Genomic DNA, 23,470 nt, shown 5'->3' on the forward strand with positions numbered 1-23,470 from the left:
CTGCCCCGGCCGACGGGATCTGACCAGCAGGCGCGGCGCGGATGGTGACTTTCGGTCACCAGGGATGACCGACAAGGCGTCTCCCGCGCCGGGCGTATCGACGATACACCTCCGCAATCCGGCCCTGCGCCCGTCAGGCCCGCATCCCAAGGCATCCCAAGGACAGATGACATGCCGCCACTCAGCAATTCCGACCTTCAGGCCCGGCGCATGAACGCGGTTCCGCGCGGCGTGGGCTCGGCCACCGCCATCCATGCGGCCCGCGCCGAGAATGCCGAACTGTGGGATGTCGAAGGCCGTCGCTATATCGATTTCGCTGGCGGCATCGCGGTGTTGAATGTCGGCCACCGCCATCCGAAGGTGATGGAGGCCGTCCGCCGGCAACTGGACCGGTTCACCCACACGGCGTTCCAGGTCGCGCCGTACGAATCCTACATCGCGCTGGCCGAGCGCCTGAACGCGCTGGCGCCCTTCCCCGGACCGGCCAAGACCATCCTGTTCTCGACCGGTGCCGAGGCGACCGAAAACGCGGTCAAGATCGCCCGGGCGGCGACCGGCCGCAACGGGGTCATCGCCTTCACCGGCGGGTTCCATGGCCGGACGCTGCTGGCATCGGCCATGACGGGAAAGGTCAATCCGTACAAGACGCCGTTCGGCAGCATGCCGCCAGACGTGTATCATGTGCCCTTCCCTGCCGGGGACGTGTCGGTGGATGACAGCCTGAAGGCCCTCGGCTTCCTGTTCGCGGCCGACCTCGACCCCAGCCGCGTCGCGGCCATCGTCATCGAGCCGGTCCAGGGCGAAGGCGGATTCCGCGTCGCCCCGGCCGGCCTGCTGCAGGCCCTGCGCGACATATGTGACAGGCACGGGATCGTCCTGATCGCCGACGAGGTGCAGACCGGCTTCGCCCGCACCGGCAGCCTGTTCGGGATCGCGCTGTCCGGCGTGGCGCCGGACCTGGTCTGCGTCGCCAAGTCGCTGGGCGGCGGCTTTCCCCTGTCGGGCGTGATCGGCCGGGCCGATCTGATGGACGCGGTCGGGCCGGGCGGCCTGGGCGGCACCTATGCCGGCGCGCCGATCGCCTGCGCGGCGGCGCTGGCGGTCCTGGACGTGATCGAGGAAGAAGGGCTGGTGGAACGCGCCAATGCGATCGGCACGCGCATCCGCACGCGGCTGGAGGCCCTGCGCGGCCGGACCGACCTGATGCCCTTCGGCGCGCCGCGCGGTCCGGGCGCCATGATCGGCTTCGACATCCTGGAACATCGCGACAGCTCGGCCGTCCGCCGCGGCGGGGCAGCCGCCGTCTGCGCCCGGGCGGCGGAACTGGGCCTGATCCTGCTGTCCTGCGGCGTCCATGGCGAGACGATCCGCATCCTCGTGCCGCTGACCGCGCCGGACAGCCAGATCGACGAGGGGCTGGCGATCATCGAACGGGCGCTGGCGGCCTGACCCGCGCGGAGACATCCGCCGCGCCTTCTTGACAAGGCCATGACCCTGCGAAAGGCTTCGATCCGTCCGGGCAACGACCCCCGTTCCCCGGCAGGATTACAGGATGTTCATGGCCCAGCGGATGAATCTCTGTTTCGATGTCTCCTATATTGCGCTGGACGGGCGATGGCGGACGCCGGGGTCGTGGGTCGGCCGCCGCTTCCCCGATGTCGGAATGTATGAAGACATCGCCCGTCTTGCCGAAAGGGGCTGCCTGGACCTCGTTTTTTCCGGGGACGGCACCGGCGTTCCCAGCACGTGGGAAGGTTCGACCGACGATGCCGTGCGCTGGGGTGTTTCCTGGCCGCGCCAGGACATGAATCCCCTGATGGTGGCCATGTCGCGCGTGACCCGGCATGTCGGGTTCGGGCTGACCTATTCCTCCACCTTCATGCATCCTTACTATCTGGCGCGCCTGATGAACGCGCTGGACCATGTCAGCGACGGCCGCATGGCGCTCAATCTCGTCACCACGACGCGGCGTGCGGATGCGGCGAATTTCGGGTTCGACGACCTGGCCGAACACAATACCCGCTACGAACGGATGGAGGAATTCGTCGAGGTCTGCCACGCCCTGTGGGACGGGGTGGAGCCGGACGCCATGATCTGGGATCGCGAGACCGGACAGGTCGGCGATCCCGCGAAAATCCACGCCATCAATCATCGCGGCCGGTTCTTCCAGGTCAAGGGGCCGCTCAACACGCCGCCCTCCCCGCAGGGACGACCGATACTGGTGCAGGCAGGGGGCTCGCCGCGGGGAATCCGCGCGGCCGCCAGTTTCGTCGACGTGGCGTTCGGCGAAGACAAGGCGCTGGCTCTCCAGGTCCAGCAGCGCAAGGATTTCGACGTCGCCCTGCGCGCGGCCGGGCGCGATCCCGCACGGGTCGGAATCATCTGGCAACAGCCGATGATCGTGGCGGAAACCGAACAGGAGGCAGTGCGCGAACGCGAAGGCCTTCTAAGCATGATCCCGAAAGAGGTCGCCGGCGTCTATCTGTCTCATAACTCCGGCTATGATTTCTCGAAGCTTCCCCAGCGGTTTCGCCTCGACGAACTGAATGCCGAGATCGCGGCGACCCAGGCGACGCCCGTGGGCTTCGTGCACGCGCTGTCCCACAGGCTGGGCGCCGAAACCGAGATCACGCGCGAGGAATTCTTCGAATACGGCGTCCGCCGCGCCACCAGCTACGACACTACATTCGCCGGAAGCGCCGCGCAGGCCGCGGATTATCTGGAAGAAACGTTCGAGGCCACCGGCAGCCGTGGCGGCTTCATGCTGGGACACCCGATGGTCATGCCCGGCGACCTCGCACGCATCGTGGATTTCCTGGTGCCGGAGCTTCAGCGACGCGGAAGGTTCCGCAAGGAGTATTCCGGCAAGACGCTGCGCGACACATTGATGGATATCTACGACGAGTAATTCAAAGTCGGGTGCACCTCGAACCCACCAACGCCCGATCAAGGATCAACGAATTGGTTTCCAAAGGCCGGTGGCCTTTGGCGGGTTTCAGGTCAGCGCCCTGAAGGGGCGTCATCAGAACGTCAGCCCGCAATCCCCGACACGGCGTACGGTACGGCGTCCGGCGTGTCCTTCACCGCCACCCGCCCGGCCGCGGCGGGGACCAGGGCCTCGATATGCCGCCGTGTGTTGACGACGCCCTTGGCCAGGATCGTGCCGTTGGCATCCAGAAGCACCATCGTCGGCAGGCGGCTGACCTGCAGCACCAGGCCCAGTTCGACCCCGGTGACGAACGCTACCCCTGCCAGGGCCATGCGATCGCGCATCAGGACCAATTCGGGCTGCGCACCGTCGCCGACCAGCACCGGCTCCAGCCCCCGGTCGCGGGCGACATCCAGGGCGATGGGCAGGACCCGCTTGCAGACGGGACAGTCCGGCGCGACGAACAGCAGCATGCGCACCGCGCCCGGCGCCAGCGGCTCGCCCATCGGAAACGGGTCGCCCGCCAGCGTCCGCATGGTGATGCGCGGAATCGCCTGCCCCGGTTCCAGCCCGGCCTGGGCCGTCTGCATGCCGATCGGGGCGATGCGCTCGTGCAGCACGCCGATCTGGCGGGCCAGCGCGAACACCACCATGACCAGCACCACCACCGCCACGAACAGCAGGATCTGCGACAGCAGGAGAAAACCCATCATGCGGAACGTTCCTCTCCGGCGCCGTCGGACGACAGCAGATTCGACAGGCTCAGGGCCAGGGCCAGCAGGCAGGCGCCGGCGACCAGCGACTGGCCGCGCAGAAGCCATGATCCCGGCAGCCTCACCATCACCGGCACCAGGGCCAGCGGCGCCAGCGCCAGGGTGCGCACCACCGACAGCCATGACAGCCGGGCGCCGGCCAGGCCCGGCAGGCAGCCGCATGACAGGTTCACCCGTCCGCGCAGCACGTTGATCGCCATGGCGGCGGCAAACACCCCGAACAGCAACGCCGCCGCGACCCCGGCCCAGCGGACGGCGACACCAGCCAGCATCATAACCCCCAGCATCGTTTCCAGGCCGGCCAGCATCCAGGCGGCCGGCGCCAGCAGCCCATCGGGCAGCAGGCGATAGGCCGCCATCGTCCCCAGGAAATGGTCCGGATCACGCAGTTTCGCGATGCCGGCGGCAAGGTACAGCCCCCCCACCGCCCCGCACGCCAGCGCGGCTACCATCGACGGCAGGATCCCCGCCGCGCTCATCTGACAGCCTGTTTGAAACTGCGCGCTGCCGGCGATCCGACGCGTGATTTCTGCGCTCCGCTTCGGCGTTCGAAAATATACGCCCGGCACGGTCCAGGGCCCACGTCCCGGATCGACCGCGCCGGCAGTCGACGATCCATCATGTCGGTCTCTCTTCCGTTCATTCCGCTTTCCGGCGCCGTCGTGTCAGGGCGCATCGCGGCCGGACTCGCGCCCGGCCTGCGCCGTATCATAATCATGCAGGGCCCGCGCCCGCGGGCAGGTTCGCACGACCCCCCGCACCACGTGATCGCGATAGAGATGCAGGTCGGCCATCCGCAGCGGATCGGCCCGCAAACGCGCGATTTCGGCCGCCGTATAGGGCTTGGTCCCTGCCGGCAGGCTGTCGTGCCCGAAGGTGAAGACCACGAAATTCACCATGTCGGCAAGATCCTGCGACGACAGGTTGGCGAAGGCCACGTTCGGCAGCCGGACCAGGTATTCCCGACCCTCGGGCGTGCACAGGAAATAGCCCACCTGCCCCGCCAGGTCCGGGACCACGCGCTGCCCGGACCGCCCCTGCACCCCATGGCACCCGCCGCATCCGATGAGGTACCGCCCCTGCACCACCGGGACCACCGGCACGGTCCCTGACCGCGCGCCGCTGGCCGGGGGCGGCAGGGACTGCACGGACAGTCCGAGTGCGCACAGCCCGCCAAGGACTGCTGGACGCGGGAAACGCACCATCATCGCCACGCGCGGGCCTTCCCCCGACGTCAGCTCGCCTGGCCGATGATCGCGGCGGTCGAGCAATGATAGGCCGTCGATGCCGTTCCGAAGCACCAGATGATGTCATTGCTGGCCTGGGGCCGGTAGATCGGCATTTCGCGATCGGCGGTGTTGCAGTCGCAATCCTTCGGCACCGCACAGATATTGCGGCCACAGCAGTCGCGATAGGCGATGACATAGGACCGGCCGTCGTCGGGATTGCGGCACGTCCCGATCCACGATACCGGCGAGGGCTCGGTCCCCGGCGGGCAGGTATGCACCCCGCCGCCGCAGCAGCCGCACAGCACGCCATCGATGGCGCAATGGCGCCAGTAATTGCATTTCGTCGGATCCTTGGACTGGGCCCGACGTTCGAAATCGCTCAATGTCGGAGAGGGGGCGGACGCCGCATCCGCCCGCGCCACCGGCAGCAGGGGAAATGCCGGCGCCACGGCAATCGCCGCACCGATGCGGCCCAGCACGCCCCGACGCGACGATCCCGCGGCCAGCTTGCGCGTGGCCTTTTCACCCAACCTGTCGAGGAAAGAAACCGACATCGTCTACACACTCCCGGTACGACGGCGTGGCATCGTCATGCCACGCGGGGACGTGCGTCCAGATAGGACTGCACGGAGACGTGGCCGGTTTCCCCCGCCACGACAAGGCTTTCAAGATGTTCGCGATTATTGACAAGGCCCTTGCCCACGATCGTGCCCGCCCCGTTCAGCAGCAGCGCGAAGGGCAGCTTGTCGACTTCCAGCCACTGGCCGATCTGCGCATCGTTGACGAAGCATGCGGGATCGAGGCCGAAACGCCGGATCAGGTCCCACTGCATCGCATCGGTATCGTCCCCCAGGCACAGCAGGTCGATGGATTCCCGCCGTGTGAAATCCTTTGCGATGGGCAGGATCTTGCGCGAAATCGGGCAACTCCCCGACACGAACAGCAGCAGGTGCAGGCGCCCGTCGGGCCGTTCGCCCCCCAGTCCGACCTCCTGCCCGTTCATCGCCCTGACGACCCGGCGTGGCAGGCGGACGCCGGGCTGTGGGCCGGCCGACGTCATCAGCGCACCGACAGGGGCCACGCGGGTGTACAGGCGTCGGACGCTGCGAAACAGCACCGCGACCACCAGCGCAACCGCCAGGACCAGCATCCAGCTGACAGACTGGGACAGCAGCAGGACGGTCATGCGACGCGGGCCTGCGGACAGGCTGGAAAAACCATCGTCATGTCCCGCGTCACATATCGGGAACCAGGGCCATGGGCCCGGCCTGGGCCTCGATGGTCCTGCGGACGGTACCGGTGCGCACGTCGATCGTCGCAACCTTGCCGTTCTCGGCGGTGGAATAGAGCAGCGGCGCCGCATCCGGGCTGACGGCGATCCCACGGGCAGGTTCCGGCAGGTCGATGCGCCGCACCAGCACATGGGCGGCGGGATCGATCTCCCACACCTCGGTACCGGCAGTCTTGTGCGTCCAGTAGGTGCCGACATGCATCAGGACGAACAGATGGCCGCTGGCCCGGTTCCAGGCGAACGGCTGCGCGCCGCCGGGCCGCCAGGCGATATCCTGCACCCCCGTCCCCGCGACCGGCTGCCCCGCCGCCTGCTGGATGGACCACGGCGTACCGACGACCGGGTCCTGCCCGAGGGTCGTCGCATAGACCTTGCCCGAATAGGATATGAACAGTGCGCGGCCGGTGGCGCGATCGACCATTCCCTGCTCGAAGATCGGATCGTTGTTCGCGTCGAAGAACGGCTTCGTATGCGTGACCTTCACCTCCGTGCCGCCGGCATAGCCGACATTGGTCAGCGATCCGTCCCCGCACAGGCTGGAGAACCCGCCGGCCTTCCACGGAAAGACCAGCGCGCAGCCGGGAATATCGACCGTACGCGCCACCGATCCATGGGCCAGGTCGATGACCGTCACCGATGTCGCCGGGCTCATGTCGAAGACGTAGCCCCAGCGCCCGTCGGGGCTGACGTCGAAATCCTGCTTCTTGTAGACCGCCAGCGCGCGCGGCGGCAGGTCGATCTCCCGCAGCAGCTTCAGCGTCCTGGCATCATATTCCTGCAGCAGGTCCTGCCGCGTGCCATGATCGACACGGGACCAGATCGTATCGGCGACATAAAAGATCCTGCGGTCGGGGGACAGGACGATGTTGCCCAGGATGCTGGCCGGGACGGTGCCGAGGATACGCCCGGCATCCCCGTCATAAATGGTATAGGCCGTGTCCGCCGTCGCCGGCAGGAACCAATGGGGGGCGACCGGCGGCAGGGTGGCCACGTCGCTCTGCTCCGCCTGCAGGACGGGGGTGTCCGCGTGGGCGGCACCCGCCGACAGCATCAGCATGGCGGAAAATGCCGCACGCCACGCGGTGTTCATGCTCCAACCCACCATCACGGTCCTCTTGCCCCTTTTCAAGGTGACATGCCCGATCGGGCACGCCCTGTCCCGTCCCGATATGTCCCGTGGAACCGGACGCGGCCGGACCCCGTATTCCCGGCCCTGCCGCGTTTCTCTCCGGCGTCTTAATATTCGGCGCTGATCGTGCCGAAATACTCGCGGACCGCTCCACGCTCCAGCGACTGGTAGTCGCCCCCGTCGCCCGACTGGCCGCCGATCGGGAAACCGTTCTCGCCCATCATCGCGATATATTTCTGGTTGAAGAGGTTATAGATCTCGAAGCTGGCGGTCACGTTCTTCAGCACGCTGAGATTGCCGAACCGATATTTGGCGCCGAGATTGGCCATCCAGTAAGAGCCGATGCTCGTATCGTTCATGTACGAGAAGTAACGCTTGCCGTAGTAATTCACATCGAAATGGGCGGACGCTCCCTTATATTCGTATGCGAGACTGGTCTTGTACATAACCTGCGGATAGGCAAGCATCTTCTTGCCCTTGATATCGCAATCCCCCGCAAGCGGGCAGATATTGACGTGATCCGCATAGGTGAAATGATTGTAGCTGATCGAGTTGGTCCAGGACAGGCCGTGCGCCAGCCCGTTGAACGGCGACAGCGTCAGGAACGCATCCGTCCCGTACATCGTCGCGTGTTTCGAGTTGACGACCGAGGTGATCGGATTGTTCAGGCTTCCCACCGAGGCGGAGATCAGACGGTTGTACGCATCCGAATGATATGCGTCGACAGAGGCCTGGATCTTGGGCGACGTGTACCTGTAGCCAACCACATAGGAAAAATCGCGCTCGTTCGGCAGGTTGTGCTGAAGCTGCTGGAACGCATCCTGCGACGACACCGCCCAGGGAGAGACCGAACCGCCCGAGGGCGCCACCATGAACGGCCGCATGTTCTCGGCGAAATCGAAATACAGCTCGTGCCCACGCAGGAAATGCCAGTCGAGATTGACCGCCGGCAGGAATGCCGCCGCCGAGGTCATCGATCCGTTCGGCAGGCCCGAGACCGAGCCATAACCCGTGTCGCTGCCGTAGCCGGCATCGACGTTGCCGTAATACGCGCCGCCGGACGTCGTCTGCAGCATGGACCGGAAGCCGTAGGTCACCGCCAGGCTGTCCACCGGACGCCAGGTGTCCATAAGGTGGAACTGGAATGCATTGGTATTCCAGGTAAAGCCGTAGCCTTGCTGGAAGGGAGGGCCATAGGTGGTGTAGGGCCCGACGGTCTTGAGCGGCGCGCCCTGGCCGTAGACCGGTTCGTTATACCAGAACAGGTCGGCCCGCTGGGAATTGTTCTCGTACCAGCCGCCGGCATTGATGTTGTGGCGCCCGATGCGCCAGTTGAAGGCGCTGGTGAAGCCGAAGCGCTGGTAGGACGACTGCCACACTTCCTCGGAATCCGGCGCGCCGGTCCCGAGCGACTGTGTCCAGGGATCGCCATACGTCGCGTGCGTATCATCCGCGGCGGCGTAGAATACCGTATTCCAGCGCAGGCGATCGGTGAGGGCCAGGTCGGCATTGATACCGCCCAGATAATCCTGTGTCGCTTGTCCGGCATCATAATAGGCGGTTCCGGCGCCTTCGTTCGTGTTCTGCCAGGAGGCCGGAATGGTCGGGCTGGTGCCCTTCGGGAAGACCAGCGGGGTTCCGCTGCCGACATCGTACGTGCCCGGACCGGTATAGGTCAGGCCGTTATCGTTCACCCACGCATATTCCGAGGCATTATAGGCCCCCAGATAGTTCGGCGCCCAGGATTCCGTCCGCCATCCGGCATTTTTCAGGATGCTGAGGGATTTGTCCGCGTAGCCCCAGACCTCGGCGTCGTTCCAGTTGAAGATCGACGTGATCCGGCTGTCATTCCCGATGGGCTGGACGAGCTTGCCATTCACCGACTGCATGAACCCGGGGGTCGGGGCGTCGTATTTCCGTTCGTCGGCGCGCGAATACGCGGCATAGAATTTCGTGCCGGTGCGGTTCAGCGCGCCGCTGTCGACGCGGGCGTAGGTGCGCAACGTGCCGTAGCTGGCGAAAACCTGCGAGACCTTGCCACCCACCTTGTCCTTCGGATCGGACGTGTGGAAACGCATCGTGCCGCCAAGGCTGGAATTGCTCGGCAGGTCGACGCCGCCGGCACCCTGCGATGTCTCGACGCTCTGGATATCATCGGAAATCCAGGCGTTGGCGACGTTCAGGCCGTTGACGCTGGAATAGCTCTGGTCGTTGAGCGGGATGCCATCGAGCGTCATCCCGATCGAATCCTGGAAGAAGCCGCGCACGTATACGCTGGTGCCCCAGGTGTCGAGGCCGAGCGGATCGCTTGAACTGAAGCTCACGCCCGGCAGCTGGCCGACCGATTTCAGGATGTTGGTTCCCGCCACCTGCGATTCCAGCATCGCGCGGGTCACGCTGACCTCGGCGCCGTGCGAGACATGGTGGCTGGCGACCACGTTGACCGCCTCGTCCGCCGCGGCGGCGACGCCGGCGCGACGCGCGGGCGCATGGGTCGGCCCTGCCGTCCTCGCAGCCCCCTGCCGGGCGATCGGGCCCCCGCGGTGCAGATGCGTCGCGGACGAATGCGACGACGTCGCAGCCGATTCCGGCGCCGTCTGTGCGAAAGCCGCCCCCCCGCCGATCACGCCGCCAAGAACGGCCGTGCCAAGGAGTTGCGCGCGCAAGAGACGCCTGTTTCGCGCGAAAATCCGTCCTGATCGCATGTAGTGCCTTTCCCCGGCGCCGCGCCCCGCGCGGACGCATCACATTCCGTTCATTGCATTTTAACTGTCGAAACAAGCAGGCTCGGTTGACAAGACGTTTTGTGTCCGGACCGTTCGGTTCGCCTCAGACAGATGCACCCGTGCCACACCCTGTTAAATCCGCGCAACAATATGCAAAAGTTGCCTTCGTTGCAGCACCGGTGACAAAAAGGCACCATCCGTCTAGCATGACCGTCCCCTCGCCCCCGGATTCCCATGCCAGACAAGCGCCTTTTCCCCCCTTTCGGGCCGTTGCGCGCCTTCGACGCATTCGGCCGCACCCGTGGCATCCGCCGGGCGGCGGAATGGCTGCGCATTGACCATGCCGTCGTCAGCCGGCACATGCGCGCCCTGGAACGATGGACGGGCGTTCCCCTTCTGGACCGGGCCGGCGGAGGGCTGACCGAGGCCGGCAAGATCTATCACGGCCGGATCACCGCCGCCCTGGACGAGATCGCCAACGCGACCGAGGCCCTGCGCACCGGCGACCCGCCGCAGCTGAGCGTCTGGTGTGTTCCCGGTTTCGCCTTTCACTGGCTGGTCCGCCGCCTGGGCGCCTTCCGCGAGGAACATCCCGAGATCGACCTGATCCTGCGACCCAGCGACGAGCGCGCGTCATTCTGGTCCGACGGGGTGGACGCCGATATCCGCTACCGGCTGGACAACGCGACGACGCTGTCCTCCCCCGGTATCCGCCAGGCGGAACTGGCCCGGCCGCTGGTCTTTCCGGTCGCCAGCCCCGATTTCGTCCGACAGGCCGCCGGCCGGATCCGGCGGATCGAGGATCTGGCATCGCTGCCCCTGCTGGCCGAGGAAAACAGCGACGAATGGCTGGCCTGGTTCGCAATGCAGGGGGTGCAGGTCCCCACGGTGACCCCGGCCGCCCGTCTGTGGCATGCCCATGTCATGCTGGCCGCCGCGCGTGAGGGACATGGCGTGGCGCTGGCCAACCAGTTCCTGCTGGAAGACGACCTGGCTTCGGGCAAGCTGGTTCGGCTGGGATCGGCCGATGGTCCGTTTCCCGGGGCCGCCATCGGGGCCTACACGCTGTTCATTCCGGAAAACCGCTGGGACCGGCCGGCGTTGGTCCGGTTCCGGACGTGGCTGTCGCACATAGCCGGATCGTTCCAGCCCTGCGCCGCCACGTCGCGGCCCGGGGCGGCACCATAAGGGGCTGTTGTCCGTACGCAACAAGCGACGAAAACCCGGCAGGAAAATGATCATCCTATATTGAAACGTTATATCATACGGTTTAGAGCGGCGAGAGAACCTGCCCCTTTCCTGTTCCTCCAGCCGGACAATCGCCCCGTATGCCCGCACCGTGCTCTCCCGCCCGTCTCACGTTGGTGACCCTGCTGCTGTCGGGCGTGGCGTCCCTGGCCATGACCCCGGCGCAGGCGGATACGACCGCATCCGCCACGCCCCAGGTGCAGCCGGCGAAGACCGGAACCGCAACACCGCCCACCGGGAAACAGACCGCGCCGTCCCCGGCGCCGGCTCCCGTTTCGGTTCCTTCATCCGCCCCCGAACGCATCACCGTGACGGCGCGCCTCGACCGGGCACGCTCGGCCCTGCAACCCTCGACGGGCGCCACGGTCTACAGTTTCAGCCGCACCGCGATCGAAACCGTACCCGGCGGGGACAACGCGCCGTTGAACGGCGTGCTGCTACAGGCCCCCGGTGTGGCGCAGGACAGCTACGGCCAGATCCATGTCCGCGGCGACCATAACGAGGTGCAGTTCCGCCTGGACGGCGTGCAGCTGCCCGAGGGCCTGACCGTGTTCGGCCAGGCTCTGATGACCCGTTTCGCCGATTCCCTCTCGATGACGACGGGCGCGCTACCCAGCGAATACGGCTTCCTGCAGGCGGCGGTGATCGACATCACCACCAAGAACGGCACCACGAATCCCGGGGGCGATGCCTCGATCTATGGTGGGGCGCGGGATTATTTCTTTCCGTCCCTGCAATATGGCGGACATCACGGAAAATGGGATTATTTCGCCACCGGCGATTTCCTGCACGACCGGATGGCGATCGAAAACACCACCCCCAGCTTCAACGCCGCGCATGATCTCAGCAACCAGTACCACGCCCTGGGCCACCTGCGGTACACGGCCGACGACGACACCCGCATCAGCCTGATCGGTGGCGTGTCCAACGCGGAATATCAGCTTCCGAACAATCCCGGACAGCAGACGCAATTCCAGCAGCCGGCCTATTCCGGCAGCGCGCTGGCCCAGCGCCTGGCCGGCAGCGTGGACAGCGCCAGCCTGGACGAACACCAGAAGGAAATCACCGATTTCGGCATCCTGTCCCTGCAGAAGGAAATCGGAAATTTCAGCCTCCAGACCTCGGCGTTCGTACGGTACAGCAGCCTGCGCTATTCCCCGGACATGCTGGGCGACCTCGTCTATAACGGCATCGCGCAGCAGGCCGCGCGCTCGGTCTTCTCGTCGGGCAGCCAGGGCGACGTGACATGGCGCATCAACCGCCAGCACACGATGCGCTTCGGCTACCAGGCGTTCGTCGAACGCAACGTGTCCAAGACGAACTCGCTCGTCTACCAGCAGACGGGCAGCGATGCGAACGGCGACCCCGTCTATGGCGACAGCCCGATCACGATCCATGATGGCAGCGGACGCACCGGCTGGATCTGGGGTCTGTACGCCCAGGACGAATGGCAGCCGCTGCGCAAGCTGACGGTCAATTACGGGCTGCGCCTGGACGGGGTAGATGAATATACCCACCAGAAGCAGCTCAGCCCCCGCCTGAACCTGGTCTGGACCCCGCTGCGCGGCACGACGCTGCATGCCGGCTATTCCCGTTATTTCACCCCGCCGCCGTTCGAGGTCGTCAGCGGCGCGTCGATCGGCAAGTTCGACGGCACCAGCGCCGCCGCCGCCAGCACCCGCAGCGATACGGTCAAGGCCGAAAGCGACCATTATTTCGACGCCGGCATCACCCAGCAGATCCTGCCGGGCTGGCGCGCCTCGTTCGACGCCTATTACAAGCTGGCCCACAACCTGATCGACGAAGGCCAGTTCGGCGCGCCGATCATCCTGTCGGGGTTCAATTACCGGCGCGGACAGGTGAACGGCTACGAGGTCAGCACGTCGTACGATCGCGGCCCGATATCGCTGTACGGCAACATGGCCTGGTCGCGCGCCATCGGCAAGGACATCACCAGCGCGCAATTCAATTTCTCGCCCGACGACCTGGCCTATATCCAGCAGCACTGGATCCACCTGGACCATGACCAGCGCTGGACGGCGTCGGCGGGCGGATCCTACACCTTCTTCCATCGCACCGGGCATCCGACGCGCCTGTCCGCCACGATGGTCTACGGCAACGGCCTGCGCGCGGACAGCGACATTCCCAACGGCGCCAAGCTGCCGCAATATGTCACCTTCAACCTGTCGCTGGTACAATCGTTCCGGGACCTGTTCCACGTACCGTTCCTGAAGCGGACCCAGGTGCGGCTTGACGTCACCAATTTGTTCGACCGGACATACGAACTGCGCGACGGTTCCGGCATCGGGGTCGGGGCGCCGCAGTACGGGCTGCGCCGGACGATCCTGACCGGAATTTCCCAGCAATTCTGACCATCCGCCCGTCGGGCCATGACATTCCGGTTCCGATATCTATAATCGGAACCGAAACGTCCTGGCACCAGGCGGGAGGCCCAAGCCCATGTCCATCTCCACCGCCGCGTCACCGGCATCGTCCGTGCCGGACGACGCCGCCCCCGCGCAGTTGCACAAGCGCCACGTCGCGATGATCTCGATCGGCGGCGTGATCGGGGCCAGCCTGTTCGTCGGATCGTCCACCGCCATCGCCACCGCCGGGCCGGGCGTGTTCCTGTCCTACCTGCTGGCCGGGCTGATCATCCTGTGCGTCACCCGCATGCTGGGCGAGATGACCGTCGCGGACCCCGACGCCGGATCGTTCGTCGCGCATATCCGGCGCGGCATCGGCCCGCGCACCGCCTTCGTGGGCGGATGGACCTATTGGGTGATGTGGGCGACGATCCTGGGGATCGAGGCGATCGCGGCGGCCAGCTTCCTGGCGCCGTTCCTGCCGCTGCCGTTCCTGGCAATCGAATGCGCCATCATCGCCGTGATGACCGGGATCAACCTGTTTTCGGTCCGGGGATACGGCGAATTCGAATATTGGTTCTCGATGACCAAGATCATGACGATCGTGATCTTCATCGCCACCGGCGGCTGCGCCCTGCTGGGCTTCACCGGATATCGGCCGGATATCCCGTCGAACCTGCTGGGCCACGGCGGCCTGTTCCCCCATGGCGGATTTGCCCTGATGGCCAGCATCCCCGCCATCATGCTGTCGATGGCCGGCGCCGAGATCACGACGATCGCCGCCATGGAATCCAGCCACCCGGCCGAGAGCGTCGGCCAGGCCACGCGCTCGGTCGTGCTGAAAATCTTGGTCTTCTACCTGGTGTCGATCGGGCTGATCCTGTGCCTGACGCCGTGGGCGGCGGTTAGCCCCGGGCGTTCGCCCTTCCTGACGACATTGCAGCGCATCGACATCCCCTTCGCATCACTGCTGATGACGGGGGTGATGCTGGTCGCCACCCTGTCCGCGCTGAATTCGGGCCTGTACGTGACGTCGCGGATCCTGTGCGAACTGGCCGACAGCGGGGATGCACCGCGCCTGTTCCTGTCGCGCAGCGCAAACGGCACGCCGCGCCGGGCGATCCTGGCCGGCAGCATCATCGCAATCCTGGTGGCCATCGCCGGCATGCTGTCGCCCGACCTGGTCTTCGCCTTCCTGGTCAGCGCGACCGGGACCTTCGTCCTGTTCGATTATGTCCTGATCGCGGTCGCCCAGATCCGCCTGCGCCGTCAGGCGATCGCCGACGGCACCCGGCCCGCCCTGCCGATGTGGGGCTTCCCATGGATTTCCTACGTCACGCTGGCCCTGCTGGTGGGCGCCCTGCTGACGATGCTGGTCGCGACGACGCACACGCGGCTGGAAATCATCCTGGGGTCCCTGACCGTGGGCTTCCTCATCCTGGTCGAAAAGGGCACGCTGGCCATGCGCGGCACCCGCTAGACCTGCGGCGCGGGCGACGCCCCGCGCCGTCCGGGTCCCCTCAGGCCGTGGCATCCAGCGCCGGCAGGCCTGTCTCCATGCCCAGCGCCGACGCCGGCACACCGGCGGCGATCAGGTCGCGGGCGGCCTCGATGTCCGGGGTGAAGACGCGGTCACGGTCGTAGAAGGCCACCTTCGCCCGCAGGGCGGCGACCGCGCGGGCCAGCGGGGCCGAGGTTTCAAGCGGGGACAGGAAGTCGATTCCCTGGGCCGCCGCCAGATATTCGATGGCGACGATGTCGCGCACGTTGACCACGATGTCACCCACCCGCCGCGCCGCGAACGTCGCCATGCTGACATGGTCCTCCTGGTTGGCTGAGGTCGGCAGGCTGTCCACGCTGGCGGGATGGGCCAGCGTCTTGTTTTCCGACGCCAGCGCCGCCGCCGTGACCTGCGCGATCATGAAGCCCGAATTCAGGCCGCTGTCGCGCACCAGGAAGGGGGGCAGGCCACTCATCTGCGCATCGACCAGCAGGGCCAGACGGCGTTCGGCGATCGCGCCGATTTCGGATACCGCAATGGCCATCAGGTCGGCGGCGATGGCCACCGGTTCGGCGTGGAAATTGCCGCCGGACAGCATCTCGTCGGTGTCGGCGAAATGGATCGGGTTATCCGACACCGCATTTGCCTCGATCAGCAGGACAGATGCCGCGTGACGCAGATTGTCCAGGCACGCCCCCATCACCTGCGGCTGGCAGCGCAGGCAGTAGGGATCCTGCACCCGTTCGTCGTCTTCGCGGTGGGAGGCCCGGATCGCCGAACCCGCCATCAGCGCACGATAGACGGCGGCGCATTCGATCTGCCCCTTCTGGCCGCGCAGGGCATGCAGGCGGGGATCGAACGGGGCGTCCGTGCCCCGCGCCGCATCCAGGGTCAGCGCCCCGGTGACCAGGGCCGCCTGGAACAGCCGTTCGGCGTCGAACAGCGCCACCAGGGCCAGCGCGGTCGAGGCCTGCGTGCCATTCAGCAGCGCCAGTCCCTCCTTGGGGCCCAGCACTACCGGCGTCAGGCCCGCCGCCCGCAGGGCCTCGCCGCCCGGCAGAGTGCGGCCTTCGAAAACCGCCTGCCCCTCGCCGATCATGACCGCCGTCATGTGGGCCAGCGGGGCCAGGTCACCGGACGCGCCGACCGATCCCTTCTGCGGGATGACTGGCAGAACGCCCCGATTGCACATATCCAGCAGCAGCTGGACGATGTCCGCCCGCACGCCCGAATAGCCGCGGCCCAGCCCGTTCGCCTTCAGCAGCATGATCAGCCGCACCGTGCGTTCGTCCATCGGCGCGCCGATCCCTGCCGCGTGGCTCAGGACCAGGTTCCGCTGCAGGTCGCGCAGGTTGGAATCCGCGATCCGGGTCTTGGCCAGCTTGCCGAAGCCGGTATTGACGCCATAGACCGGCCTGCCGTCGGCCACGATTCGCGCCACGGACCGCGCGGCATCATCCAGCTGCGCGCGTGCTTCCTCTGCCAGGGTCAGGCTGGGCGCCGAGAAGGCGAACCGCCGCAGATCCGTAAGACCGAGCGCGCCCGGCGTCAGGACGAAAGAATCGGTCATCGCCGGCCGGCCGGACGAGGGAGAGAGACGGTCATGGCAAAACCTTGAATGTACTTGTATATACCATTCGATAGCCACACCGTCCTGACCCTGTCAATCCGGCCCGCTCAGCCCTGCCGCACCCGCCCGACCAGGACGTCCAGCGGCAGGCTGCCCTCCAGCATCGCCAGGCGCCGCAGGGCGTCGGCGTCGCAGGTCCGCCCGGGACGGAGAACGGAGGTCCATGACCCCGGCAGGTCGTCCCGCCATTCCAGCACCGTGCCCGACGACGACAGGGCGGGGCAGGACAGGTCCGCCGGATCGGGCGCGAGACCGAACGGCAGGCGCGGCGCAACGACCAGCAGGCACAGATCGCCCAGCGTCCGGGTGAAGACGATGAGATGGCGCCGCCCGGGACCCAGCACGCGGACCGGGGCATAGGCTCCATCTGCGAACAGCCCGGGCTGTTCCCTGCGCAGATGCAGTACCGCCTGGATCAGCCGCTGCTTGACGCATCCGTCCCGCCAGTGCCGGGCAAGGGCGGCGACGTCGTCGTCGGTCGTCAGGCTGTCCGTCCGGGCCGCGAAATCGACCGGCCGGCGATTGTCCGGATCGACGAGGCTGAAATCCCAGTATTCGCATCCCTGATACAGATCGGGCACCCCGGGGCAGGTCAGGCGCAGCAGCGTCTGGGCCAGCCCGTTCAACGCCCCGGCGGGGGCGATGCGGCCGACAAGGGCGTCAAGGGACGCCAGGAAATCGTTCGATGGGTCCGGATGCAGCAGGGCGTCGACGAACTGGCGGCATCCCTCCTCATACGCCGGATCGGGGTCGGTCCAGCTGGTATGCCGCTTCGCCTCGCGCAGGGCCTTGGTCTGCCAGGCCTGTATGCGGTCGCGGAACATGTCGCAGGCCTTGGCGTGGGGGGCGGCATCTGTCATCGGCCATGTCGCGGCCAGCACCTGATAGAGGATCAGTTCGTCCGCCCGGTCCGGCGCGGAACCGGAACGGACGCGGCCGCGCAGCCCGGTATTCAGGTCGGTCCATTCCCCCACCTGGCGGCCCCAGTCCACGCCCGCTTCGGACAGAACGGCCAGCCGGGCGCGCGAATCCTCGCCCCGCTTGTGATCGTGCGTCGCGGTCGCCAGCATCGCCCGCGGAAAATCACGCAGCCGGGCGAGGTTCGCGGCATGGAACGCATCGATTGTTCCGGCGAACAGCGCGGGATGGGTGCCCACGTCGTTGCGCGACAGCAATCGGCCATAGCGATAGAAAGCCGTGTCCTCGACCGCCTTGGCGGCGAGCGGCGCGCTGAGATGCTCGAAGCAGGCGATGGCGGGACCGGCCCCCATCGCCACGCCGGAGGGACCGAACCTCTTTTCGATCCAATCCAGGATCGGCCCGTGCGAAGGCGGAAGGTCCGCCCGTGCGGCCCGGCAGGCCCGGCGCAGGATCCGGCGGTCGGCCGCCCCGGGCGCCAGCGACATATCGCCGGCATAGGTCCGGTAGACGGGAAAATGGACCAGGATCCGCCGCAGGACGCGCGCGATCGCGGCATCGGTGAAATCGCGCGTCCGCTCGTCCCGGCGCGCCAGTTCGGCCAGCAGGTGCACCAGCCGCCCGTATTCCGCACCCAGCACCCCGGACAGGACCATCTCGCGCGCGGCGCGCTCTTCGATCCCGAAGGACACGGCGCCCGCCGCCGCCCAGACCCAGAGGTCCGTCAGCGCCGCCTCGCCACGCGGATCGTGCAGGACGGCATCGACCTGTTCCAGGAAATCATATCCGGTCGACCCGTCGGTGTCCCAGGATCCGGGCAAGGCCTCGTCCGGCCCCAGAATCTTCTCGACATGGATCGAGGCGCCGGGCGGCGCGTCGGACGGCCGCAGGGGGGCCAGCTCCGACAGGCGGCGGCGCAGGCGCAGGCAGTAATCGGCCGGGCGGGTCAGCCCGTCGACATGATCGACCCGGACGCCGTCGATCAGCCCGCGCGCATACAGCGAGAAGACCGTATCGTGGACGGCGTCGAACACATCGGGATGCTCGACGCACAGGCCCGCCAATCCGGTGATGTCGAAGAACCGCCGCCAGTTGATGATATCGCCGGCGGTGCGCCACCAGGCCAGCCGGTAATGCTGCCGTTCCAGCAGGCGATGCAGCCGTTCCCCCCCGCCTGGCGTGGCGGGATCGTGCCGGGCAATCGCCTGGCCGATGATCCGCGCCCCCTCCGGCGTCCCGCCCCACTGCCCGAAATCGCACAACAGGCCATCCGCCGACGCGGGCGGGGCGGCGCACAGATGCGCAAGGATGTCGGCCACGGGCGCCGGAAGATCGATCCCGTCGAACAGATCGCGATAATCCCGGGGACAGATCGGAAAACGATGTTCGTAATGCTGGCAGAAGAAGACCCCGTCCTGCCCGTCATGGCGCAGCACGATGTCGCCGTTGCGCAGGGCCTCGCCATACGGGCTGCCCAGGAACGGCAGCAGCACCCGCCCGTGCAGCCATGTATCCGGCGGCGTCCAGTCGATGTCGAAGAAATGCGCGTACCGGCTGGACCGTCCCCAGGACAATACGTGATCCCACCAGCGATTTCCACTGCCCCCGACCGCCATGTGGTTCGGCACGATATCCAGGATCAGGCCCATGTCCCGGCCGCGCAGCCGCGCGACCAGCCGCGCCAGCGCGGCCTCGCCGCCTAGTTCGGGATTGACCCGGCCATAATCGATCGTGTCGTAGCCATGCGTCGATCCCGGCCGGGCTGCCAGCAGCGGCGAGGCATAGATATGGCTGATGCCGAGATCGGCGAAATAATCCACCCGCGCCGCGGCATCATCCAGCGTGAAGCCGCCGTGAAATTGCAGGCGGACGGTCGCGCGCAGGCCGGTCATGCGATGACCCGGCCGTCACGCAGCAGGCGCAGCCTGCGGGTGGCTTCCGGGCGCGACAGCAGCGCGAGGTCCTGCCCGCCGGGATAGCGCCGCTGCCAGTTCGGATGGCCCGTGACGGTGCCGGGCAGATTGGGCTGTTCGATCAGGCCCAGTACGTCTTCCAGCGGCAGGATTGCCAGCGGCGACGGCGTCGTCCCGATGAAACGCGCGGCGGCATCAGCCACGATGCGGGCGCCCTCCTCGGTGATCGGGGGCATGGGGCCCGGTTCCGTCCCGGTATGGAGCACGCCCCACAGGGCCGCGCGGTCGCGATCACGCGCCGCCAGCAGGTCCTCGACCCGCGTGCTGCGGGGAAGCTGGCGCAACGTCCTGCGCCAGCCGATATCCGTGCCCAGCCACCAGCCCGAAACCGTCGGCAGGTCGTGGGTGCTGGTCATGGCCGCCGCATTCCGGTCCCACCCCGCCGCCGGCAGGAAGCCGCCCGCCGGGTCGCGCTGGAACCACAGCACGTTCATGCCCATGATCGCACGCCGTTCGGCATGGCGGCGATAATCGGGCGACACGGTGCCCAGATCCTCGCCGATCACGATCGCGTCGTGCCGGCAGGATTCCAGGGCCACCAGGCGCATCAGGTCCTGGCGCGGGAAGGACAGGTAGGCACCGTCGGTGGGCGCGCCGCCTTCGGGAATGATCCATAGCCGTTCCAGGCCCATCACATGGTCGATGCGCACGCCGCCCTGGCGGGCAAGCGTGGCCCGCAGCGTCTCGATGAAGGCGCGATAGCCATGCGCGCACATGCCGCCGGGCGAAAACGTCGTCAGGCCCCAGTTCTGCCCGATGGGGCCCAGAGGGTCTGGCGGCGCGCCCACCGACGCGCCGATCAGGAATTCGTCCTGCCGCATCCAGCACTGGCTGCCGGCAGGATCGGTGCCTACCGCCAGGTCGGCGATCAGGCCGATCTTCATCCCGGCCTCCTGCGCGGTGCGGCCCGCCTGCCCCAGGCTGCGCGCCGCCAGCCATTGCAGGAACAGGTGAAACCCGACCTCGTGCCGGCGTTCCCCGGCAAAGCGCGCCACCTCGGGATTATCGGGACTGCGCAGGGCCGTCGGCCAGATGCGCCAGTTCCCGCCCCGGGGACCGCGGCGCAACTGTTGGGCATGCAGGGCCTCGAACACCGCATGCTGGTACAGCGGCTGGCCCTGCGCCTGGATGAACGCCGTCATCTCGGCGGGCGGCAGGGCGCGGACATGATCGTCATACAGTCCGCGCAGGATCTGCAGGCGCAGGGACGCCGCGCGCGGCCAGTCGATCAGCGCCGCATCTTCCAGCTGCTTCAGCGCGGCCTCGGGAATGCCGTGCCGGCGCATCGACTGCGCGATGTCGTGGGGCTGGAACCAGCAGCCCGCATCCGCCAGCAGGCTGTTGAGGAACAGGCGGCTGGACGGCGAATAGGGGCTGTACTGGTCGGGACGGGCGGCGAACATGGCATGGACCGGGCTGATCGCCAGCGCATCGGCCCCGGCATCCGCCGCCTGCCGCGCCAGGTCGGCCAGCGCGCCGAAATGGCCGATGCCGCCATCGCCCGGTGCGCGCAGGCCATAGATCTGCGCCGCGATCCCCCATGTCCGCCCCTTGCCGTTGCCGGCGCGCTCGCGCACCGTCCGGCAGGACGGGGGCGCCACCGCCAGGGTCGTCTGCCCGTTCCCGATTTCCAGCGTGTAATAGCCGATCCGCCCGATGGCGGGCACCACGACCCGGCCGTCATCGGACAGCGCGGCACGGCCGGACAGGATTTCGCCTTCCTCGGACACCAGCCGGAACGGCACCATGCCATCCGCCGTCACGGCGATTGGACATGCGGGCAGCCGCGTCGGGACGCCCGCCTGCCCGACCATAAGCGTCGGCAGGATGGCACCGGCCGGGGGGACCTCACGCCCGCCCTCCAGCACGCGCAGGAGGCTGCGGAGGCTGTCCGCGCCGACCCGATGCATTTTTCCGTCCGTGCCACGCCAGGACGTCGCCAGGCCGGCCTGCCGCGCCCGCGCGTGCAGCGATTGGTCAGTCATGGTCGGCCTCGGTCAGGCGTACGGCGATGCTGCGCGGCGGCAGGGCCGACCCCAGGGGATACGGATGCGGGGACCCGAACAGGAGCGGACCGTCGAACCCGGGCGGCACATCGACCGTCGCGCCGCCAAGATTGAGCGTGATTGCCAGGACCGCCCCATCCCCCATCGTCCATCGCGCCGCCACGGCGGCGGCCCCGATCGGCACGGAGTCCAGGCTACGCGTCCCCCGCAGGCGCGGCACGATATGGCGGAACCGCAACGCCAGCAGCGTTTCGGTCAGCGCCCGCCAGTTCTGGCCCTTCGCGGTCCCGGCTTCGGCTGCATCCAGGACCGAGGCCGCGAAGGTCGCGGGATCATTCGGATCGGGGATCGTCTCGCGGCGCGCAGGGTCGCTGAAATGGGCGAAGGCCGCGAATTCGCGGCGCCGGCCGTCGCGGACGATCCGGCCCAGTTCGGGCACATGGCTGGTGAAGAACAGGAACGGGCGGTGCGATCCCCATTCCTCGCCCATGAACATCAGCGGGATCTGCGGCGACAGCAGCAGCAGCGCATAGGCCGCTGCCAGCGCCTGCGGATCGGCCAGGGCGGTCAGCCGTTCGCCCATGGCGCGGTTGCCGATCTGGTCGTGATTCTGCAGGAACAGGATGAACGCGCTGGGCGGCAGGCCGGCCGAGGGCGTGCCGCGCGGCCGGCCGAGTGTCGGGAACACCTGCCCCTGGAACGCGAACCCCTGTCCCAGCACGCGGGCCAGGTCCGCCGCCGGGTCCCTGGAAAAATTCCTGTAGTACCCTTCATCCTCCCCGGTCAGAAGGACATGCAGGGCGTTGTGTCCATCATCGTTCCACTGCGCCGCGAATCCCATGCCCAGCAGGGCGGCGTCGTTGTTCTCGTTTTCCAGGATCAGATGCACATGACGGCCGGGCTCGGTCTCTGCCCGGACGCGGGTGGCCAGATCCACCAGCCAGTCCTGTTCGACGATCGCGTGCACGGCGTCCAGGCGCAATCCGTCGAACCGGTATTCCATCAGCCAGTACAAGGCGTTTTCGGTGAAATAGGTCCGCACCTGCGGCAGCCGGAAATCAATGGCCGCCCCCCACGGGGTCGACCGGTCGTCGCGAAAGAACGGCGCCGCGTAGGCGGCCAGGAAATTTCCGTCCGGCCCGAAATGATTGTAGACGACATCGAGAAAGACCATCATCCCCAGCCCGTGGGCGTGGTCGATCAGCGCCTTCAGTTCGTCCGGCGTGCCATAGGCGGACTCCGGCGCATAAGGCAGGACGCCGTCATAGCCCCAGTTGCGCCCTCCGGGAAATTCCGACAGCGGCATCAGTTCGATTGCCGTGATCCCCAGTGCCGCCAGGTCGGCGAGTCGATCCTGTACCCCGCGAAACCCGCCGGCCGCGCCGACATGGATTTCATAGATGACCGTATCTTCCCACGCCCGGCCGCGCCAGTCGCCGTTCGACCAGGCATAGGACCTGGGATCGACGACCATGCTGGGGCCGAAGACGTCGTCGGGTTGCGCGCGCGACGCCGGATCGGGAACCGTCAGGTCGGGCCGCACGCGATAGCGATAGCGCGCGCCGGCACCGCAGGACGCCACCACGCCGAACCAGCCATCATCATGCCGGTCCATCGCGATGGGCGGCAGGCCCTCGATTTCCAGTCCCACCGTATCGCAGGACGGCGCCCACAGGCGGAACCGCGTGCGCGAAGGGCCGATCAGGGTGGCGCCCGACATGCAGGTAAAGGCGTGGGTCGTACGCATGCCC

The 23,470-nt window shown here is 67.3% G+C and carries 16 protein-coding genes; 5 read left to right on the forward strand and 11 right to left on the reverse strand.

Annotated elements, in window-relative coordinates; all coding sequences use genetic code 11:
* Positions 1-171 precede the first annotated feature (171 nt).
* Both gabT and HLH28_RS07770 read left to right on the forward strand, forming a co-directional pair.
* Entirely contained in the window at positions 172-1,449 is a 1,278-nt protein-coding gene (gene gabT / locus HLH28_RS07765) for a 4-aminobutyrate--2-oxoglutarate transaminase (protein ID WP_182957101.1), read from the forward strand.
* 109 nt (positions 1,450-1,558) lie between these two features.
* On the forward strand, positions 1,559-2,908 hold the full coding sequence (locus tag HLH28_RS07770; protein ID WP_182957104.1) for an NtaA/DmoA family FMN-dependent monooxygenase: 1,350 nt from the start codon (positions 1,559-1,561) through the stop codon (positions 2,906-2,908).
* A gap of 122 nt (positions 2,909-3,030) precedes the next feature.
* On the opposite strand, the gene HLH28_RS07775 is transcribed toward HLH28_RS07770, so the two are convergent.
* The 7 genes from HLH28_RS07775 to HLH28_RS07805 form a co-directional block, all read right to left on the reverse strand.
* A complete protein-coding gene (locus HLH28_RS07775) occupies positions 3,031-3,642 on the reverse strand; it encodes a thioredoxin-like domain-containing protein (RefSeq protein ID WP_182957107.1) in 612 nt (203 codons plus the stop codon).
* A complete protein-coding gene (locus HLH28_RS07780) occupies positions 3,639-4,181 on the reverse strand; it encodes a MauE/DoxX family redox-associated membrane protein (protein WP_182957110.1) in 543 nt (180 codons plus the stop codon). The genes HLH28_RS07775 and HLH28_RS07780 overlap by 4 nt, the downstream gene beginning before the upstream one ends.
* Before the next feature lie 186 nt (positions 4,182-4,367).
* Complete coding sequence (locus tag HLH28_RS07785) at positions 4,368-4,850, reverse strand: hypothetical protein (RefSeq protein WP_338029682.1); 483 nt, start codon at positions 4,848-4,850, stop codon at positions 4,368-4,370.
* An 86-nt stretch (positions 4,851-4,936) separates the two neighbouring features.
* Positions 4,937-5,485, reverse strand: coding sequence for a methylamine dehydrogenase light chain (locus tag HLH28_RS07790; RefSeq protein ID WP_182957115.1), 549 nt, complete (start codon positions 5,483-5,485; stop codon positions 4,937-4,939).
* A 35-nt stretch (positions 5,486-5,520) separates the two neighbouring features.
* A complete protein-coding gene (locus HLH28_RS07795) occupies positions 5,521-6,117 on the reverse strand; it encodes a thioredoxin domain-containing protein (protein WP_182957118.1) in 597 nt (198 codons plus the stop codon).
* Positions 6,118-6,166: 49 nt separating this feature from the next.
* Positions 6,167-7,312: an amine dehydrogenase large subunit gene (locus HLH28_RS07800; RefSeq protein ID WP_246395797.1), complete on the reverse strand. Its 1,146-nt coding sequence runs from the start codon at positions 7,310-7,312 to the stop codon at positions 6,167-6,169.
* Between the two features lie 146 nt (positions 7,313-7,458).
* Positions 7,459-10,017 carry a TonB-dependent receptor gene (locus tag HLH28_RS07805; protein ID WP_246395799.1) on the reverse strand — a complete coding sequence of 853 codons (2,559 nt, stop codon included), beginning with the start codon at positions 10,015-10,017 and terminating at the stop codon, positions 7,459-7,461.
* 294 nt (positions 10,018-10,311) lie between these two features.
* Here HLH28_RS07805 and HLH28_RS07810 point away from each other — a divergent pair, with 294 nt between their 5' ends.
* From HLH28_RS07810 to HLH28_RS07820, 3 genes are all read left to right on the forward strand, one after another.
* Positions 10,312-11,265, forward strand: a complete 954-nt coding sequence (locus HLH28_RS07810; protein WP_182957124.1) for a LysR substrate-binding domain-containing protein — start codon at positions 10,312-10,314, stop codon at positions 11,263-11,265.
* A 140-nt stretch (positions 11,266-11,405) separates the two neighbouring features.
* Positions 11,406-13,697 carry a TonB-dependent receptor gene (locus tag HLH28_RS07815; protein ID WP_246395801.1) on the forward strand — a complete coding sequence of 764 codons (2,292 nt, stop codon included), beginning with the start codon at positions 11,406-11,408 and terminating at the stop codon, positions 13,695-13,697.
* A gap of 88 nt (positions 13,698-13,785) precedes the next feature.
* Positions 13,786-15,171, forward strand: coding sequence for an amino acid permease (locus tag HLH28_RS07820; RefSeq protein ID WP_182957127.1), 1,386 nt, complete (start codon positions 13,786-13,788; stop codon positions 15,169-15,171).
* A gap of 40 nt (positions 15,172-15,211) precedes the next feature.
* Here HLH28_RS07820 and hutH read toward each other — a convergent pair whose 3' ends face one another.
* From hutH to treZ, 4 genes are all read right to left on the reverse strand, one after another.
* Positions 15,212-16,762 carry a histidine ammonia-lyase gene (hutH, locus tag HLH28_RS07825; RefSeq protein WP_182957130.1) on the reverse strand — a complete coding sequence of 517 codons (1,551 nt, stop codon included), beginning with the start codon at positions 16,760-16,762 and terminating at the stop codon, positions 15,212-15,214.
* Positions 16,763-16,869: 107 nt separating this feature from the next.
* On the reverse strand, positions 16,870-19,632 hold the full coding sequence (gene treY / locus HLH28_RS07830) for a malto-oligosyltrehalose synthase (protein WP_182957133.1): 2,763 nt from the start codon (positions 19,630-19,632) through the stop codon (positions 16,870-16,872).
* Positions 19,629-21,698, reverse strand: coding sequence for a 4-alpha-glucanotransferase (malQ, locus tag HLH28_RS07835; RefSeq protein ID WP_182957136.1), 2,070 nt, complete (start codon positions 21,696-21,698; stop codon positions 19,629-19,631). Before malQ ends, treY begins: the two co-directional genes overlap by 4 nt.
* Positions 21,691-23,466: a malto-oligosyltrehalose trehalohydrolase gene (gene treZ, locus HLH28_RS07840; protein ID WP_182957140.1), complete on the reverse strand. Its 1,776-nt coding sequence runs from the start codon at positions 23,464-23,466 to the stop codon at positions 21,691-21,693. Before treZ ends, malQ begins: the two co-directional genes overlap by 8 nt.
* Positions 23,467-23,470: the final 4 nt, after the last annotated feature.

The sequence above is a fragment of the Gluconacetobacter tumulisoli genome (assembly GCF_014174155.1).
Classification (GTDB): domain Bacteria; phylum Pseudomonadota; class Alphaproteobacteria; order Acetobacterales; family Acetobacteraceae; genus Gluconacetobacter; species Gluconacetobacter tumulisoli.

Excerpts from the sequence above, each read along its gene's own strand:
- gabT (WP_182957101.1), top strand. The coding sequence starts at position 172 with ATGCCGCCACTCAGCAATTCCGACCTTCAGGCCCGGCGCATGAACGCG.
- HLH28_RS07770 (WP_182957104.1), top strand. The coding sequence starts at position 1,559 with ATGGCCCAGCGGATGAATCTCTGTTTCGATGTCTCCTATATTGCGCTG.
- HLH28_RS07775 (WP_182957107.1), bottom strand. The coding sequence starts at position 3,642 with ATGATGGGTTTTCTCCTGCTGTCGCAGATCCTGCTGTTCGTGGCGGTG.
- HLH28_RS07780 (WP_182957110.1), bottom strand. The coding sequence starts at position 4,181 with ATGAGCGCGGCGGGGATCCTGCCGTCGATGGTAGCCGCGCTGGCGTGC.
- HLH28_RS07790 (WP_182957115.1), bottom strand. The coding sequence starts at position 5,485 with ATGTCGGTTTCTTTCCTCGACAGGTTGGGTGAAAAGGCCACGCGCAAG.
- HLH28_RS07795 (WP_182957118.1), bottom strand. The coding sequence starts at position 6,117 with ATGACCGTCCTGCTGCTGTCCCAGTCTGTCAGCTGGATGCTGGTCCTG.
- HLH28_RS07800 (WP_246395797.1), bottom strand. The coding sequence starts at position 7,312 with ATGAACACCGCGTGGCGTGCGGCATTTTCCGCCATGCTGATGCTGTCG.
- HLH28_RS07810 (WP_182957124.1), top strand. The coding sequence starts at position 10,312 with ATGCCAGACAAGCGCCTTTTCCCCCCTTTCGGGCCGTTGCGCGCCTTC.
- HLH28_RS07815 (WP_246395801.1), top strand. The coding sequence starts at position 11,406 with ATGCCCGCACCGTGCTCTCCCGCCCGTCTCACGTTGGTGACCCTGCTG.
- HLH28_RS07820 (WP_182957127.1), top strand. The coding sequence starts at position 13,786 with ATGTCCATCTCCACCGCCGCGTCACCGGCATCGTCCGTGCCGGACGAC.
- hutH (WP_182957130.1), bottom strand. The coding sequence starts at position 16,762 with ATGACCGATTCTTTCGTCCTGACGCCGGGCGCGCTCGGTCTTACGGAT.
- treY (WP_182957133.1), bottom strand. The coding sequence starts at position 19,632 with ATGACCGGCCTGCGCGCGACCGTCCGCCTGCAATTTCACGGCGGCTTC.
- malQ (WP_182957136.1), bottom strand. The coding sequence starts at position 21,698 with ATGACTGACCAATCGCTGCACGCGCGGGCGCGGCAGGCCGGCCTGGCG.
- treZ (WP_182957140.1), bottom strand. The coding sequence starts at position 23,466 with ATGCGTACGACCCACGCCTTTACCTGCATGTCGGGCGCCACCCTGATC.